At 44.6% G+C, this 16,875-nt stretch carries 18 protein-coding genes and 1 pseudogene; 14 read left to right on the top strand and 5 right to left on the bottom strand.

All coding sequences use genetic code 11. The features are described from left to right. Nucleotides 1–133: 133 nt before the first annotated feature. From L5M28_RS22810 to L5M28_RS22830, 5 genes are all read left to right on the top strand, one after another. Nucleotides 134–3,118 (top strand): Tn3 family transposase, encoded by a 2,985-nt coding sequence (locus L5M28_RS22810; RefSeq protein ID WP_043495657.1) that lies wholly within the window; start codon nucleotides 134–136, stop codon nucleotides 3,116–3,118. A gap of 210 nt (nucleotides 3,119–3,328) precedes the next feature. Then, the gene (locus tag L5M28_RS22815) at nucleotides 3,329–3,913 is read left to right on the top strand and encodes a hypothetical protein (RefSeq protein WP_259484411.1); all 585 of its coding nucleotides are present in this window, start codon (nucleotides 3,329–3,331) and stop codon (nucleotides 3,911–3,913) included. Then, a complete protein-coding gene (locus tag L5M28_RS22820; protein ID WP_254803680.1) occupies nucleotides 3,891–5,006 on the top strand; it encodes a tyrosine-type recombinase/integrase in 1,116 nt (371 codons plus the stop codon). Before L5M28_RS22815 ends, L5M28_RS22820 begins: the two co-directional genes overlap by 23 nt. Before the next feature lie 87 nt (nucleotides 5,007–5,093). Further along, the gene (locus L5M28_RS22825) at nucleotides 5,094–5,456 is read left to right on the top strand and encodes a YebY family protein (RefSeq protein WP_263204470.1); all 363 of its coding nucleotides are present in this window, start codon (nucleotides 5,094–5,096) and stop codon (nucleotides 5,454–5,456) included. 8 nt (nucleotides 5,457–5,464) lie between these two features. Next, complete coding sequence (locus L5M28_RS22830) at nucleotides 5,465–6,370, top strand: hypothetical protein (RefSeq protein WP_263170080.1); 906 nt, start codon at nucleotides 5,465–5,467, stop codon at nucleotides 6,368–6,370. 9 nt (nucleotides 6,371–6,379) lie between these two features. On the opposite strand, the gene L5M28_RS22835 is transcribed toward L5M28_RS22830, so the two are convergent. From L5M28_RS22835 to L5M28_RS22855, 5 genes are all read right to left on the bottom strand, one after another. Continuing rightward, nucleotides 6,380–6,649 (bottom strand): hypothetical protein, encoded by a 270-nt coding sequence (locus L5M28_RS22835; protein WP_263170082.1) that lies wholly within the window; start codon nucleotides 6,647–6,649, stop codon nucleotides 6,380–6,382. Nucleotides 6,650–6,663: 14 nt separating this feature from the next. After that, the gene (locus tag L5M28_RS22840) at nucleotides 6,664–7,107 is read right to left on the bottom strand and encodes a hypothetical protein (protein WP_263170084.1); all 444 of its coding nucleotides are present in this window, start codon (nucleotides 7,105–7,107) and stop codon (nucleotides 6,664–6,666) included. A 465-nt stretch (nucleotides 7,108–7,572) separates the two neighbouring features. Continuing rightward, the gene (locus tag L5M28_RS22845) at nucleotides 7,573–7,983 is read right to left on the bottom strand and encodes a hypothetical protein (protein WP_263149226.1); all 411 of its coding nucleotides are present in this window, start codon (nucleotides 7,981–7,983) and stop codon (nucleotides 7,573–7,575) included. Between the two features lie 29 nt (nucleotides 7,984–8,012). After that, nucleotides 8,013–8,615 carry a DUF2913 family protein gene (locus tag L5M28_RS22850; RefSeq protein ID WP_263149229.1) on the bottom strand — a complete coding sequence of 201 codons (603 nt, stop codon included), beginning with the start codon at nucleotides 8,613–8,615 and terminating at the stop codon, nucleotides 8,013–8,015. Nucleotides 8,616–8,706: 91 nt separating this feature from the next. Continuing rightward, nucleotides 8,707–9,582, bottom strand: a complete 876-nt coding sequence (locus L5M28_RS22855) for a DNA replication terminus site-binding protein (protein ID WP_263149230.1) — start codon at nucleotides 9,580–9,582, stop codon at nucleotides 8,707–8,709. A gap of 355 nt (nucleotides 9,583–9,937) precedes the next feature. On the opposite strand from L5M28_RS22855, the gene L5M28_RS22860 reads away from it, so the two are divergent. From L5M28_RS22860 to L5M28_RS22900, 9 genes and pseudogenes are all read left to right on the top strand, one after another. Further along, nucleotides 9,938–11,086 carry a GIY-YIG nuclease family protein gene (locus L5M28_RS22860; protein ID WP_263204472.1) on the top strand — a complete coding sequence of 383 codons (1,149 nt, stop codon included), beginning with the start codon at nucleotides 9,938–9,940 and terminating at the stop codon, nucleotides 11,084–11,086. A gap of 179 nt (nucleotides 11,087–11,265) precedes the next feature. Next, complete coding sequence (locus L5M28_RS22865; protein ID WP_208660719.1) at nucleotides 11,266–11,469, top strand: hypothetical protein; 204 nt, start codon at nucleotides 11,266–11,268, stop codon at nucleotides 11,467–11,469. A gap of 412 nt (nucleotides 11,470–11,881) precedes the next feature. Then, nucleotides 11,882–12,103, top strand: coding sequence for a TIGR02922 family protein (locus tag L5M28_RS22870; RefSeq protein WP_263185338.1), 222 nt, complete (start codon nucleotides 11,882–11,884; stop codon nucleotides 12,101–12,103). Between the two features lie 12 nt (nucleotides 12,104–12,115). Then, nucleotides 12,116–12,688, top strand: a complete 573-nt coding sequence (locus tag L5M28_RS22875; protein WP_263185339.1) for a hypothetical protein — start codon at nucleotides 12,116–12,118, stop codon at nucleotides 12,686–12,688. A 469-nt stretch (nucleotides 12,689–13,157) separates the two neighbouring features. Then, nucleotides 13,158–13,682 (top strand): hypothetical protein, encoded by a 525-nt coding sequence (locus L5M28_RS22880; RefSeq protein ID WP_263204473.1) that lies wholly within the window; start codon nucleotides 13,158–13,160, stop codon nucleotides 13,680–13,682. A gap of 38 nt (nucleotides 13,683–13,720) precedes the next feature. Continuing rightward, on the top strand, nucleotides 13,721–14,857 hold the full coding sequence (locus L5M28_RS22885; protein ID WP_263204474.1) for a tyrosine-type recombinase/integrase: 1,137 nt from the start codon (nucleotides 13,721–13,723) through the stop codon (nucleotides 14,855–14,857). Between the two features lie 14 nt (nucleotides 14,858–14,871). Further along, nucleotides 14,872–15,441: a DUF2913 family protein gene (locus tag L5M28_RS22890; protein ID WP_263204475.1), complete on the top strand. Its 570-nt coding sequence runs from the start codon at nucleotides 14,872–14,874 to the stop codon at nucleotides 15,439–15,441. Nucleotides 15,442–15,882: 441 nt separating this feature from the next. Then, on the top strand, nucleotides 15,883–16,116 hold the full coding sequence (locus L5M28_RS22895) for a hypothetical protein (RefSeq protein WP_263204476.1): 234 nt from the start codon (nucleotides 15,883–15,885) through the stop codon (nucleotides 16,114–16,116). Nucleotides 16,117–16,695: 579 nt separating this feature from the next. Next, nucleotides 16,696–16,875 (top strand): annotated as a pseudogene (locus tag L5M28_RS22900) (transcriptional regulator); the annotation flags it as partial.

Below are 16,875 nucleotides of genomic sequence, written 5' to 3' on the forward strand. Positions count from 1 at the left end.
GTACGAATCATAACGCATGTACGAAATGAATTTCACTTACTTTCGGACAGATTTGCAGAGTAGTGTACGAAACCGACCGGTTTCGGTCAGGGCAAGAAATAACGTAAATAAACTATATGCAGAGGAAGCATTTATGCCACGGAGACAAATACTCAGTAGTGAAGAAAAAGAACGCTTGTTGGTTGTGCCGGAAGATGACGTTCTTCTGACGCGCATGTGCTTTTTGAACGAACATGACCTCGCGCTTATTAATAAACATCGCAGACCAGCTAACCGCCTGGGCTTTGCTGTTTTACTTTGCTATTTGCGAGGGCCAGGATTTCCACCCGACAATAATGAGTCCCCTCACTACGGGGTTGTTTCCCGGCTTGCGGCTCATTTGAAACTTCAGCCTGATCTGTGGGCAGAGTATGCATCAAGAGAGGTCACCCGCTGGGAACATCTGGCTGAACTCTACCGCTACCTTGAATTATCCCCCTTCAGCCGGGCGCTGCAAAAAAACTGTATTCGCCACCTTTATCCCCACGCCATGCGGACAGACAGAGGTTTTTTACTTGCGGAAGAAATGCTCTCCTGGCTCCACAGTAATAAGATTATTTTCCCCTCTGTTGAGGTGATCGAACGAACCCTTGCTGAAGCAACAACGCTTGCTGACAGAGCGGTTTTTTCTGCGCTGACCGAGCAGCTTGAACCGGGGCAAAAAGCGGCACTGGACCGCCTGCTGGTATCTGAGGGTGAACAACCTTCACGGCTGGCCTGGTTGCTTCAGCCTCCGGGAAAAATAAACGGCAAAAATGTCCTGCAACATATCGACAGGTTAAATGCGATAGAGTCGCTGGCACTGCCTGACGGTATTGCGCTTTCCGTGCATCAGAACCGGCTCCTGAAACTCGCACGCGAAGGCAGGAAAATGAGTAGCCGGGACCTGGCAAAATTCACGGATGTTCGCCGTTATGCCTCGCTGGTTTGTATCATATCGGAAGCCAGAGCCACCCTGACTGATGAAGTTATTGATCTGCACGAGCGTATTCTGGGCAGTCTGTTCAGCAGGGCAAAACGCACTCAGGCCGAGCGGCTCCAGCAAACGGGAAAGCTGATTCAGAGTAAACTGAAGCAATACGTTACCGTCGGGCAGGCCTTACTTAACGCCAGAGAGTCTGGGGAAGATCCCTGGGCCGCAATAGAAGACGTGCTTCCCTGGCAGGAATTCATCAACAGCGTGGAAGAGACGCGGTTCCTGTCACGTAAGGACAACTTCGATCCGTTGCATCTGATCACAGAAAAATACAGTACGCTGCGTAAATACGCGCCCCGGATGCTGTCAGCGTTGCAGTTCAGGGCTGCTCCCGCTGCAATGCAGCTCGGTGACGCGCTGGATACCGTCAAAGAGATGTATCGAAAGCAACTCCGAAAAGTACCACCTTCCGCACCAATCGGTTTCATCCCGGAAAGCTGGAGAAAAGTTGTGATTACCCCCACCGGCATTGACCGAAAATATTACGAATTTTGCGTGCTGAATGAGCTGAAGGGAGCATTACGTTCTGGCGATATCTGGGTAAAGGGATCACGCCGTTACAGGAATTTCGATGATTATCTGATCCCGTCCGGCGATTTTGAAAAATCACTCAAGGATAACCAGTTACCCCTTGCTGTTCCGGGCGATTGCCATGAATACATTGAGAGCCGTTTGACGCTTCTGGCATCGCGCCTGGAGGAAGTTAATGCAATGGCGCTGGCCGGTGATTTACCCGATGTTGATATATCGGATAAAGGCGTGAAAATTACCCCGCTGGATAATAGTGTTCCTTCAACAGCATCCCCTTTTGGCGATCTGGTTTACGGCATGCTACCTCATCCTAAAATTACTGAAATGCTGGATGAAGTGGACGGCTGGACTGGTTTTACCCGCCATTTCACCCATCTCAAGAACAATCACATCAGACCTAAAGACAGAAAGTTGTTACTGACCACCATTCTTGCCGATGGGATCAACCTTGGGCTGACAAAAATGGCCGAATCCTGTCCGGGAACGACAAAATCGTCACTCGAGGGCATTCAGGCCTGGTACATCAGGGATGAAACCTATTCAGCCGCGCTGGCCGAGTTGGTTAATGCGCAGAAAAAGCGGCCTCTGGCAGCATTCTGGGGCGATGGAACAACGTCATCGTCTGACGGACAGAACTTTCGGGTGGGGAGTCACGGGCGTTATGCGGGTCAGGTCAATCTGAAATACGGTCAGGAGCCAGGCGTGCAAATTTATACACATATTTCGGACCAGTACAGCCCGTTTTACACCAAAGTCATCAGCCGTGTTCGGGATTCAACACACGTACTTGATGGTCTGCTGTATCACGAAACCGATCTGGAAATTACAGAGCATTATACTGACACCGCAGGTTTCACTGAGCATGTTTTCGCGCTAATGCATCTGCTCGGATTCGCTTTTGCGCCAAGGATCCGGGATCTTCATGACAAGCGGCTGTTTATTCATGGGAAAGCTGAGTTGTATCCGGGGCTTCAGTCAATCATCTCCTCAACCAGCCTGAATCTGAAGGAAATTGAAACCCACTGGCATGAGGTACTGCGTCTGGCAAGTTCTATAAAGCAGGGAACGGTAACAGCATCACTGATGATGAAAAAGCTGGCCAGCTATCCTAAACAGAATGGTCTGGCAAAGGCTCTGAGGGAGGTTGGCCGCATAGAAAGGTCATTGTTTATGTTGGACTGGTTCCGGGATCCTTCGCTGCGTCGACGAGTACAGGCTGGGTTGAATAAAGGTGAGGCCCGTAATGCCCTTGCGCGAGCAGTCTTTATGCACCGGCTGGGGGAAATCAGAGATCGGGGACTGGAAAACCAGAGTTACCGGGCAAGTGGGTTGACATTGCTGACTGCGGCGATCTCGCTGTGGAATACGGTCTATATAGAAAGAGCGGTAGATTCATTGAGACGGAAAGGGATCGCGATTAATGAGCAACTGATTACCCATCTGTCACCGCTGGGATGGGAACATATCAACCTGAGCGGGGATTACGTCTGGAGAACAAACCTCAAACTGGGACAGGGTAAATACCGCGCATTACGCTCAGTGAATAGTAGTCTGTACAAAAAACAGGCTTAGCGTAGGATATTTTCCGTTTTCCAAGCGGACCCCTTGAAGCGCTGGACTGTGATGCATTGGCAGGTGGTCAAGCATGGAATGCGTATCTACTTTACGGTGTATTACCTCAATGGGTAGGCAGCTCAGAAATCTAACTAAACTTGTTTGATTTAGTTAGTGTGTGTCTTTATACTAAAAACATAATTATTAGTGTAGAGACGCCATACTAAAATGAATGACACTACCTCCCCACTCAAATCTGACTCATTAGGCCCAGCTTGGACGTATCACGCCCTCCCCTCTGACGTCAGTTCGCGACCCAAGGGACGCACATTAAGACTGTTAGCGGCAAGTGAAGCTGCAAGCCCACAAGTACGTGATTTACTCTCGCGCATGATCGGTAACACTTACAACCAGATAGAGAAAACCGAGTGGTTTACTTCGCAGTTCTTAAATGGCACTCCGACCCTCACTGTGACATTCCGTCAGTTAATGCGAGAAACCGAACCCACCAAATCCAAGCCGTTACCACAGGAAACCGCGCTGCATTCATTGAATGTCTGTCTTAATTCCATTTTCTCGGATTCAGGTTGGAAGCTGGTACGTCGGCGCATCTCTCAAATCGAGCGGCTTCAAAAAACGACTCGACCTGTGATCAGCAAGACCCAATACGACAAGCTAGTTCTTTTCAAGGATACGATTGGCGCCAAATCCGTGGATGCTGCGATTGATGAATTACTGAGTTTTTACAAGGACGAACACCCCGCTTTTTCAGCAGACAGGGAGGCATTAGGTGAGCTTGTTAACCACGAATAATCACAGCGTTGCACTGTCCTACGGCGAACCTCCGTCAACGCTTAACGATTCGTTAAAAGACAGCTATCAGCGCTCTACTGACGAGCTACAGGCGCTATTGTCAAAGCCTCTGGCTCACTTAACCGATGCAGACAAGCTCCGCATTCGGGAGATTACTCAGGCAAAACTCAAGCACTTTCTTGAGAATGGCCACCGTACCCGCAGGGCTAATACATGGCGAGCACTAATGAGCCGGTGGGCTAAGTTTGAAAGTTGGTGTCTTACAAATAACCTTACCCCGTTGCCTGCGAGCCCCGAGGTAGTGGCCACATTTATTGAGTACCACCAGGCGTCGTCATACACTACCTTATCTCAATATGCTTGGGCGATTAACAGTTTCCATGTGGAGTGTGGTTTGCTGTCCCCTGTGAGCAGTAAGACCGTGCAAGACAAGCAGAATGAAATCAGAATAGTAAAGCTCGAGTCAGGCGGCTTAGCGCAAGAGCAGGCAACGCCTTTTAGACTTCATCACCTGCAGATGCTCATAGAATCGTATGGCGAAAGTGAGAGGTTATTAGACAAGCGCAATTTGGCGTTGCTGAACATCGCCTATGAATCGTTGCTTCGTGAATCCGAGCTGCTTCGGATCAAAGTGGGCCATCTCAAGTCCACCTTTGAAGGCGATTATGTGTTGTCAGTGCCTTACACCAAAACCAATGACTCGGGTGAAGAAGAGGTTGTGAACATTACGCCGCTAGGCTTCAAATTGATTCAGCGGTACATCCAAGGTGCTGGGCTGACTAAGGAAGACTACTTGTTTCAGCCGATTGGCCGGAGCAATAAAGTCTCGGTTCAAGCCAAGCCGATGAACACCCGTACAGTGGACCGAGTATTTCTGTGGGCATTCGAGAGCTTAGCAATCGACCTTCATTCTGCTTGGTCTGGGCATAGTGCCAGGATTGGCGCCGCACAGGACTTACTTGCCGCAGGCTATTCGATAGCCCAAATCCAAGAGAACGGCCGTTGGAAAAGCCCAATGATGGTATTGCGGTACGGCAAAGACATTAAGGCAAAGGAAAGTGCGATGGCCAAGATGTTGGCAGAAAGACGGTAGTCTGATTCTACCTGCATTTCTATATGAACCTGACAATTATTGACTTAATATCAGTAAGTTAAACAATTTAAAACAGGGAAGTGAACTGTGAAGAAAGCGATTATTATCTCACTACTTGCATTGAGCCCAACTTTAAACGCTAAAGAAATTCATCAAAGTAGTTATGGGGAAAGTTGGCCGTTTACTGTCGAAAGCGGAGAACTTGGCTGCTACGAACAGGCCGTGTTTTTTATCGCAAATGATAAAGAATATGCGGTAAACGTTGTTGCCCAAAGCAAGGGTTATGATGCTATTGAGCCAATTTGGAAAGAGGATAGTTCTTTATTGGAATACCAAAAGGCAATAGCTAAAAAGGAAAATAAAACTCTTCGACAAGTTCAGGATGAAATGGGTGTATCCCGCGTTAATATCGGACCGATCCTTCAAGAAGGCTTAAAACTTTGTAAGTAGCTTACCTTATGAATCTAATCCCCTTCGGCCTTCGTAATGATGGCGTGTATATAGATGCAGATGACGCAACGCGGGGTAAGTCCTGTGATTGTACTTGCCCATCATGCGGTATTGCCTTAATCGCACGGCAGGGTGACGTTAATGCGTCCCACTTTGCCCATGACTCCAAAGGTGCGAGTAAGGAAGAGATAGAGGCCTGCAAATACTCGTTTTATGTCTCAGTACGCTACATGCTGAAGCAGCTGCTACAGGGGACAGGCTTGTTAATGTTGCCACCTCTCGAGATTGACCATCACGGCCAAAAGCACGTCATTACCAAAAGTTTTCTAATCACGGTGGAACCCAAGAACATAACGCTTGATATTTATGAGCAGGATATTATGTTTGACTTAATCTTTACAGTCTCAGGTCGCAAGCTATGCCTATACATTAGCCATCCTGGTCGCCCTGCGCCGATATATAACAACCTCTCAAGAGATCAGCACACGGCGGTACTAGGACTTGATTTGATTCCTTTCTCAAAGATATTTAATGAGTTTTACAAACTAAAATCAGCTCAAACACTACTGCGCGAATGGCTTGAAACGTCCATTAAGGGCAAGCCTTGGATTTACAATCCAAGGCGCAATGCGTGGTTTGAGCATCAACAGACTAAAGCTCCAGCTGTTCAGGAACAGCAACAAGTTCTGGAACAAACCAAGACTACCCGTGATCGGATTAAAGAGCAGATTGCCAAAATGGACAGGTTGAACGTAGTCGCTATATATCGCTGCGTTTTTTGTCAGTTGGACTTTGAAGGCAGTGCGTTACTCAACTACTGCCCTAAGTGTAATGACCATCTAAGTGTGAAAAGAAAATCGGAGATTGCGGCTCAAGCTCCACATCCACCTAAAGGCAAGTATCGGTATCGATGACTCTATGATTTATTCAAGTAACGTCAACTTATAGTCAAGCGGTGTAAACCAATGCCTACGGCCCGTGTCTAAATTGCGAACAAAATACCAATCTTCCGACTTTAGGTGTGCTGGTAGGGACTCAATCGTGGAGATTTCACCGTCATCCACCAGCACTTTCTCTGGCTTTGGAAGTACCTCTAATTGGAGCCGTTTCTCGGGAAATTCCACTAAACTGCCATCAACGTCATCGAAGGATGTAGCTGGAGACACCGCTATATATTTTTGGCCGATTTGCATGTTGCTGCCTCATTTTATTTAAGTGTGTAATGCTGGACTTTGACATTCGGGATCACGATTGAATGGTTGAATGTCTCGGGGTTGAAATGGCGGAGGAAGTAATTGATAGTGACTCGGTGTTTACCACCAACCAAGTAATACTTACCTTCCAGCTTTGCGAGTGTAACGCCTACTTTGGGCCAAAATTGGTCTGTAAAAAAATTTGGGCTATCTTCTAAAATCCCCAAATAATGCCCCATAGAAGTATGGTGGCCATTTAACAGGTTTCCCCAGGAAACCGAAGGAATCATCCCTTGTTCGTGTCCAACAATAAGGTCGTATGGCACCGTTTCATAGGTAATGTGGCCCTTATCGATAACCCAGCCTCTTGCCAATGCTAATTCAGTTAGGTTTACTAAAACCGCATCGCTGAGAGGGGCGGGTTGAAGAGCATTAAGCTCTCTGAGATTTATCTTCAATTTTCATTTCCTTGCAGGTATTGCCAGCGATTAAAGTGGTTCAGGAAGGAAAGCACCAATGCTTCCGCGGCTTTTACGTCTGTAAATACCTGACATTTCTATAGGTTTTCCATATTCTACGGGTGTTTGGTTCATCATAAGGCTTAACATCCCAGTATTTCGGAGTCTCAACGTTGAGCTCTGCGGGTATGAGTCAGCCAATTTTATTCGCGATAATCATTGGCTTAGTCCATGCAATTTTTTGGTCAGCATCAACTGTAGAATTTCCAAGTCATTCAGCGCATCAACAACATCACGCTTCGACAGGTTCCCCCACTGTTCCCTAACCCATTTCGACGTAGAGGGGTCGTTCAGGACTCGTTGATTAAACAGCTCGCTCGCGTTAAGGGCTCTGTTTGGCAGGATAAAAGGATTCATAGAGTTACGTCCAATGCAGTACACGGATGGACAATATCACTCGCTATATTAATTGTGAATGTCTTCCGGCATTGCTTTGTTGAGGATATACAAGAAAATCGCAGCCGAAGTGCAGGTGATAACTACGGTTCCAATGCCATAAATAAATAACGAAATTAACGTGCTACCAAGAAACACGTTCTGAATAACCATCGCCGGAAATGTATTGGTATTATCCATTTTAGTAGTGACCAGTAATGTGGCCAGCGCCAGAAATGCAGGGGTGTTAAACTCAACAAGCCCTGTATCACTTAGCCTATACAACCCAGCCGCCATCAAAGCGATAGCGGCACCAGACCGAAGTAGAGGTATTGCGTGATTATGTCGATAAGGGAATATCATCCACAACGCCCAAAAGAAGCCTAAGCCGGATAAGTTGCGTACAACATCATGTAAGGTGAGAGAGGGTAATTGAATCATACCGAGAGTTCCTTTCAGCTATTTGAGCACTATTGAGCATCCAACCAATGAGCGCTATCGATGATAAATAAGTTGGCAGTGTTGTTTGTTAACACCATACATTCAATCAATTGATAATCTGAGTTAAACACCTTCTTAAGTGCAATTAAATTGTCCTCTGAAGTGTAGCGATAGTTAATTATCATCGGAGCAATTTGTTGGCCGTCTTCATTAAAGCAATTTTCAATCTCTAAGCGATTAAAGCGGATCTCACAGACATTGTGGTCCACTGTTACTGGTTGCTCGCTGGTTCGGAATTGAATCGGCGTTTCGATAACCTCAATCGTAGTAACTAACCATTCAGCCAACGCCATCATCCTATCGTATTTCACGCTGGAGCTATTGATTACTGATAGCATTTGATTGATGCAGGCCTCCATATCCTGCCCTTTGCGACCAAGCTGGATAACACGCTTAATATGACTCTTGATTTCACGGTATGACTTGTCATCCACAAAAGGCTTTAACCTTTTTATCAGGATCTCATTGCGGCGTTGCATTGGCACAAATCGGTCTGACTCAGCACAAGTCATATACAAGTGCATCTGCGATGTGTGAAAGACGGATTTAAGCTGCTCTTCGTAACTGTTCATTCATAAGCCTTCAAATTACATTGCTTTACGCACTGTATTACGTCATGGGAATTACGCAAAAATTGACCTAATTACTCTCCGTTTGCGGTCTTTAATTCCTTGCTTCATAGCTGGAGCCATTAAAGGAGCCCAGTGGCGTAGCTGCTTGCTTATCGGCACGAGTACCGCGCTTAACTGAAGCGTCAAACGTAGTGAGTGGCTTGATCTCTAACGGCTCACTTTGCAATACAATAAGCGGCATCGTAGCGGTAACCGTTTTCACCTTCCCGTTAATCATGAGATTGGCCACGGGCTGCGGCTGAATATCCCGACGCGCCCGAATCATCGCTTCGGGGGTGTTCAAGATGTTCTGCTTTAACAGCAATAGCTGACTTGGGCATTCATCGCCAAGGCGCTTAATATCCGCGTTCAGTTGCTGTAGCAATTTGTCTTTATCGACCTTCGACACCACATCCTTGCATAACCAGCTGAGCCGCGCCGAGGTCATGGGTTCGTCAAAGCATCGGATTTGGCGATAGAGATGTAACGCCATGACACCAGGGCAAACCTCTCGTAGTTTCTCAAATCTGTCTGCACGGGCGCTGTACTTGGTGGTGATTTCCTTCTCGATGGCCGCTTTAGCCAAGTTAATCCGGGCAATGACATCCATAACTTTGTGAGTGACTAACGGCGATGTGGAGTACCAAAGCACCCCAGGCGTTCTACGAGCTGAGCGCTGCGAGTAATCAGGATGAATGTGTAAATCACCGTAAGCGAGTTTGGCTTTCGTTACTGCTGCAAGACCCAGTGTTTCGCGTACCGAAATCACCGTCACCGGCTCGCGCACTTTCTCAGCCGATTTTATGACGGGCGGTACAGGTGTCACGCTGGCACGGATAGGGGTATTCGAATCAAGCAGGTGATTGAGCTCCCGCAATGAGGATTGGATCACTTCATAGCTATCCGATATGATACACAAAGCTATCACCTTAAAGTATTTTTGTTGTTGTCTTACTGTAACCTTATTTAGACCATCATGCAATGATGTGGGCTAACAAAGATAGGTGTACACCCCTACCTCTTGAGTATCTGGATAGATAATTAATAGTGCTCAATAAAGTGGCGATGGCCATATTTGAGAAAGTGGAAGAGAAATTTAGATAATCTTAGTGACGACAAGATTATGGCAGATTTTGCAAATAATCGACTTTAGCCATTGAATTGAGATTAGAATACCCTAGCCGCCCTGATGACCTGATGACCTGACCGGTTGATATAACTTACGTTCTTCCCCATACTTATTTGAGCTACATTTATTCGACATTTAACAGGGTCAATTAAGTATGACTTCCAATGCCTTTTTAACACTCGGAAAAGCCACAGACGGAGAGTTAATCGCTATCGATGTGGTAAATAGTGGTAAAACCGACCTCTCCTGCCCCTTTTGTGCCGTGCCGTTGATCGCCGCAAAGGGGCTAGTCAATATTCATCACTTTCGACATGACGGCGAAACCTGCCATGAGTCACTGCAACAGCTGCCACAAATACCAGGCTGGGATCACTTTCACCTTTGCGCGCCTGATTTCCTTGTTAATGTCTTACAGAATTACGCCGAAGCCCATCCTGGGGAAGTATTTTGGTATGAACCTAAGCATGTTCGTGATCTGTTAAAGCACAATCTTATTGAGACCGACAGTTACACGGGTAAATATCGACTGACCGATGCCGCGTTAATCATCACCGGCCAACTATCGCTGAGTAAATTCAGCAACTGGTTTCGCCGCCAACTCACAGCCCGGATACATAGAAAATCGCAGTTAGTGGCTAACAACGAACTACATCGAGCACACTTTGAGATTGAGGCTTGGCGCCAACAGCAGCTGATGATGGCTACCACCTATTTATTTGAGTTAACCCTAGACAGTGGTGAAGTCATTTATAAGGTGGGCCGGACACGTCGTGAAGTGAACGTAAGGTTAGCTGAAGTCATGTCAGAGATGAAAGCCCACTTTAACCAGGACATCTCCACCAAAGTATTGCGGTTAATCCCTTACGGCGGTTATCTGGAGCAGTATGTATTGTATCGATACCGGCTATCAAAGAGAGAGATAGGAAAACATCAAGAATATCTGAGCCTCGATGCGTCAGCATTGAAGCAGCTTAAGGCCGCATTCACACGCGTAGCCAATGACTTAGCCCCCTTCGATAAGGACGAGCGCTTTATTGCCACAGGGCGTTGGCGTTACGAACCCAAGCGATTAGATGCTGTGCGTAAAGGGATTCGCCAGACGATTCAAAGCGGCAGCAGTTTTGGGCGCCCCAAGGGAACCATCAAAGTCGGTGGCGAGGAATGGCGCAAGCAGTATCAATATGTGATTGATCTGTTGGAGGCAGGCAATCTCACTCTAGAGAAAATCGCCAGATTAACACTCAATAGCACCTCGACGGTGAAGCGAGTTAAACAAGTTATATCCAAGGAAACGCCAGAATAAGCGCGTCAGAGTTTAACGGAATTATCAGGTGTACTCCGTGCTCTTGCTTATTCCTTCCCCCTAGTTTGCATGATGGTCTAAATTGAATTATTTTGGCATCGGTTATATTGGGAATTATCATTTGGTGTTAATGTCTTCCCCAGAATTACATTTGGAAATCTTTTGCTCGGGACTAAACAATGTTACGTGAGATGTTCAACTTCAATAGTGCTAGTGACACAGTGAAAACCTATGTATTGCGCTTACGCCGTGCCAAGCAAATGGAAACATTAGAACTGATGGTTGAGCGCCTTGAAGCCGATGCGAAAAACGCCGTTGAACGCGCCGACATCGCCACGGCTTACTGTATTCGAGAGTTGGAAATTGCTAATAGCGTTGGATAGCGTTAATGGTTGAAGGTTGGTTAGTTGTACTCAGCTTAGGGGTAACTCTGACACTGTTGTCACTGATGCGGGACAGGTTCTTTTCCTTACTTGGTCGAGGATGGCTATTTCGCGTCTATGCGAGGGTTCGCCGGGATTCTGGAAATTTCCGCCAAATCTAACTTAATTAATTGTTATTATTAAACATTGACTAACTTTACATTTTTGGCGCGTTGGGCAAATTTAGCCACCTTGCTGATTTATTCGTCAACTTTTTACTCTTTTCAATTTTTATCCTGATTCACAGCTATACAGTAGCTTTCGAATCATTTTTCTCTCATTTTTTCTTTATCTGTCGTATTTCGTCGCTGAGATCGACTTAAACTCAACAAAAACTCTTTATGATCACAGTTTCAACTTAGGGGGGAGGAACATGTCAAAATCTTTGGATATTACAATTTTGTTCTACGACGATGAATTTTCACTCGTCTTAAAATCTGAGTGCCTCTCGGGTTGTAAAATTTCTGATAGTGGCAGAGTAATCATTCCGGCAAATGCTAGGGAAGGTAAGCTCATCGTGGCTGTATTAGAAGGAAGCGTTCGTGTACTCAATGCTCTGGGCGACAGAGCGTTGCCGGCTCAACAAGTAGCATAAGTGAATCGAGATATGCTGCGTTCTTCATTGATATCCAGCGTTTTAAAGCAGTTTAAAACCTCTTATAGAATTAAACTGGTTCTAAAGCCTAAGAACCATATACCTAATAAGCACAAAAAAACATGCAAGCATGGTTATGAGGCGAATTGCCCGTTTTTAACTTCTGATTGCCTGTTCGATTTAGTGGCCGCGCAAGGTGTATCTCTTCATAAATCAGATCTAGAGTCAGTTCAAAGCCCCGTAGGAAACAACATGCCAATCGTATATTGCGTAGTTAATAGTGAAGATCAAAGTCTAATGGAAATCTTGGATATTGTCGAAAAGCTTGCGCGTGAATTGGCCTTTAATCTTGAAGTTGTGAATTTTTCGGAGGCGTTAATTCACCTTAATATTTGTGCCAATGATGTGCTTCATTATTATGAAATCTTATCATTTTATTTTGACAGGGCATTCAATCTGAATTTGTCTTCAGAATTGATTATTAGAATTAATGGTGCACATAAGTTCTTGAGTGATTTTTATTCTGCGAGCAGTAGAAACTTGCTCATTGATAATTGTGATGTTTGGTTGGATCAGCATCCTTAAAAATTGTGTAAGTACTTTTCAAAATGTTTATGGGACGTAGCAAACTATTTGAGGCTCTTATATTACGAATGCAATATCTTGTTCAGAAGTACCTTTAATATAATAAAAGCGGTTTCACTAATATCTTAACAATGTAGTATTCACAGCGTACTTCTTTCTTACTTGCTGTGATTCACTTTACGCCAATCAGCAGCACAACATGTTCACCCAATGCTTCAAATCCCTCCCTGACATCACCAAAATTTTCAGAACCTCTATTATGGTGGCACCATAAACAACCTTGCCCCCTCCCCCCCACTATCTACTCCTAACTTGACATAAGTGTAATTATCTCAAGTTAGGATTGATCTTTATCGCGATTAATATTATGGTGGAACCATAATATGCAGTTAGTGTTTTTTAGTGGCCTGTTTGTCGCAACTATTAAAAAATGATGTTTTATGGTGGAGCCATTTTACTGGAAGGAATTATGAGCGGAAAAAACTATGTTGCCCCGGAGTGGCGTTATAAGTATGGCGATAAACCCAAAGGAAAGCGAATGCGATTACTTTCTGTGGCAGAGGCCCAACTTGCCAATCATTTTCTTCGCCGGCATATTCGCCATACCATGAGCAACATCTCACCGACACGTTATCAGCCTAACTTTGTTCACTACCGTGACACAGCTGAAAAATTCTGGATGTCAGCTTCAAGATTACTGCGCGCCATCAAGCGAACGCCGATCCCTGGCATCGAGCATGAGAGTATGGATGAGCTGAACGAATTGTTGAACTCAATTTTTTCAGATGAGGGTTGGCGTTGGGTCCGGAAAGAAATTAGTCAGTTGAAAAAAAGAGAGAATAAAACTCGAATTGAATTGTCTTCAGAGCTCGTTGATAGGCTAAAAAGACTTATGGAAAGGGAGGATTTGCGCTCGATTGATGAAGCTATCTTTCACTTATTGTCGCTCGATGTAACCCTTCGGATGGAGGAACAATTGCTTGTGGAAGAATAACCCTCACCTTATCGACTTGTTAGCAAGGATAAGTTTTGATGAACGAAATTATGAAAGTTGAAAGTTTTTCTGTAACTTCGAGTTTGGGCGGTGAGATAAAGCCACATAAAGTCAAAGACTTATTACTCGATAGGCGTACCCTTCTTCAGAATGAATTACGTTCATTGTTGGAGTGTGACATTGAATTTGCTCAACCGCAGCGTATTTCTGAGCTAATTTCATTGTTGCTCAGTGACTTTGAATCTAATGGCCATAATTTACGTGCAAATAGCCTAAAGTCACTCTATCAGCATTGGGATGTTTTTCGACGGTGGTGCGGTGAACATAACATTGTTCACATCCCCTGTTCTGTTGACAATTTTGAGCGATTTATCACAGAGTTGGCGCCCACTGTTAAAAATAATACCTTGAAAGTTTATTCTTGGGCGGTGCAAACTTATCACTTAGCTGCTGGTTTACCTTCGCCTACTGAGCCATTAAAAATTAAGCATTTAATGGGAAAAATGGAAGAAATTAAGCTTCAAAATGGTGAGTTTATTAGTCAGGCCGCGGCTTTTAATTTGAAACATTTGGAAGTGCTTAAACAAGCTTTCTCAAAGAGCGAACGCTTAATTGAGAGGCGTGATCTCGCTTTGCTTATGACGGCTTATGAGTCTATGTTGCGTGAATCCGAGTTGGCCAGAGTTTCATTTGAGCATTTGAATGTGGCGTATGATGGCCGTGGCATTTTACTTGTTCCGATCACCAAGACCCGTCATTCCGGCGAACCCGATAAAGTGATTTTGAGCCATGAATGCATGGCAGCGATCAACGATTACGTGACCTTGGCCAAGCTAGAACGAAAGGGACTCATTTTTAAGCGAGTGCATAAATCAAATAAAATTGGCGAACAAATTAAGCCTTTGAGTGGCTATGCCATTGATAGCATTTTTTCCAATGCCTTTAAGTTTGTTAAAACCCATTCCCCTCACTTATTACGTAGCGAGCAAGCGTGGAGTGGTCACTCAGCGCGTGTCGGTGCGTGCCAAGATCTGTTAGCAGCTGGTTTTTCGCCTATGCAGGTTCAAGTATCAGGGCGTTGGAGTTCACTCGTCATGGTTTATCGGTATGGTAGAGATATATTGGCTGAAGATGGTGCGATGGCTAAGTTTAGACAAAAAAGTAACCCGTTGTAGAAAGGAACACAGAATTGACCGAATATTATCAGTCTCTTAAATGCGTTTGTGAAAATGCTTTAATCCACCTTTACCTTGATATTGCCTTAGTCGAAAGATATGTGCCAAAGGCCACCAGAACGAGCATATTGCGTAAATATCTCAAAGAAAGAGTGAAGTCACCCAATTTGAAATCTTGCAAAAAGGAGCTCAAAAAGCTCTCTCTGGTGCCTGATTCGGTTCATCTTGAGCATGAGATTTGTATGCTATTAGACAATCTTGAAGTCTATCGCGGTAAAGGCGAGGCCGAATCCTACTTATTTGACTTCCTTGGGGACTTGCATGTGTCCACTCAGTTAATGGTCCAATTGAGCACTCCATCAACGGTTGCTCATCCTGGGAATATTTATCTGTGTAACGATGAAATATTTAACAAGCTCGACAGTCATGGTAAGTATTTGGAACCGGTAACGCTTTTTGTCTATGTTCAAGTATCGAGTGAAATTGAACAGTTAATGGCGTGGATCGATTTGGATGGACGGTTCAATGCTCAGGTGTTGTCGCAGCATGAAAATCACGCGAAAATAGCAATAAACCCAAAATAATGGCGAAAAAAAACCAACTATAAAGCTGGTTTCTTTCCCGGAGGAACCCCTTCCCCCGTTGGAGGACACACCTTTGATAAATCAACTGTGTGAGGCTTTATGATACTTATTTTGGCAACAAATGGAAGTGTAATTCTTAGAAAAACAACATGGAAATTGTTCAAATTAGTTCAAAATCTATTGCTAGTAACCAGTAATTGAATTAGTAAAGGGTCAGTATGCGGTAGCTTGCATTGGAGGGGGGATTGCTCTCTCTTAATGGTTATACCTATCGGACGAACTACTGGCCATGGGCTCGGTTAGGTGCCTCTCTTTGATTCGAGCTACTTGTCTGTTATACAGAGGGAAATTTATTTTGCTGTCTCAAATCGACGCTGAAACGATGTCATTAGTTTTTGTTTATCAGTAAAATATTTGAAGTGCCAGGAAGGAATTAGAATAATGAACACAAACCCCATGAATGCCGCTATCAAGCTGGTATATTCAAATGATATCTATGATATCTATATTTCAACCAATTCAAACAATCAAGCACGGGCGAATCACACTAAACAAGCTTTTATCTACTTTAAAGGTGAGTTTTATCACATGCGCCCAAATGCAGGAGTAGAGCCATGTTCTCGAACTCAGACAGAATTTTTACTATCCATCATGACTCGATTTGGCTCATTTTAATATTTTTCCATTAGTGCCTAACCAATCTTTGGCTTACATGGTTTGTTAACCTCATAGCGGATTAAGAAGCCTAAACCCACAGCAAAGCTGTGGGAGAGGAATAAGTCTCATACTAAACAGCCAAGTAACCCTGATCGTACCGTTCTAAATGATACTCACCCAGAAATAAAGATTCATACTAATTCCTACTACAAAATCTGAGTCACGCTACAACTGAGTAATAAAGTATCATACAGGTTGTCTTGAGCATCCACAGATTGATGGCCCCATTCAAACACGTTTCTGGACAGAAATCATTCAGAGCAGAAGTCTGGATTGTGTACTTCCCAAAACAACCCCCATTCTAAATCAACCTAAACCGTTCACTTCCCATTCTAGCGCTGCCGAAGACGTTTGCTCTTCCAAGATGAATTTGACACGACCATTGTCCAGTAAACAGATAGCCAAATAAGTAGCGTATTTTATAATCGATACATTTGCCTTTGATGTGTATTAAAAATTAGATACAAAAATCTTTATAATGTATGCAAAATTAGATACTATTGTCGTTGTAGTGTATTTAATTAGAGATACAAAATTATGAAAAAATCCGGTGTCTATGCCGTTGCACTCAAGCAAGTCAAAGCAAAAATCAGCGCTTTACTCGGTTTATCTGTGCCTAAACCGCCGAAAAATGGTTGGGTGCGCAGTATCCGTGAGGCCTTGGGGATGTCGGGCGCGCAATTAGGTGAACGTCTTAATCTCTCTCGTAATCAAGTC

The organism is Shewanella sp. SW32 (assembly GCF_025653365.1).
Taxonomy (GTDB): domain Bacteria; phylum Pseudomonadota; class Gammaproteobacteria; order Enterobacterales; family Shewanellaceae; genus Shewanella; species Shewanella oncorhynchi.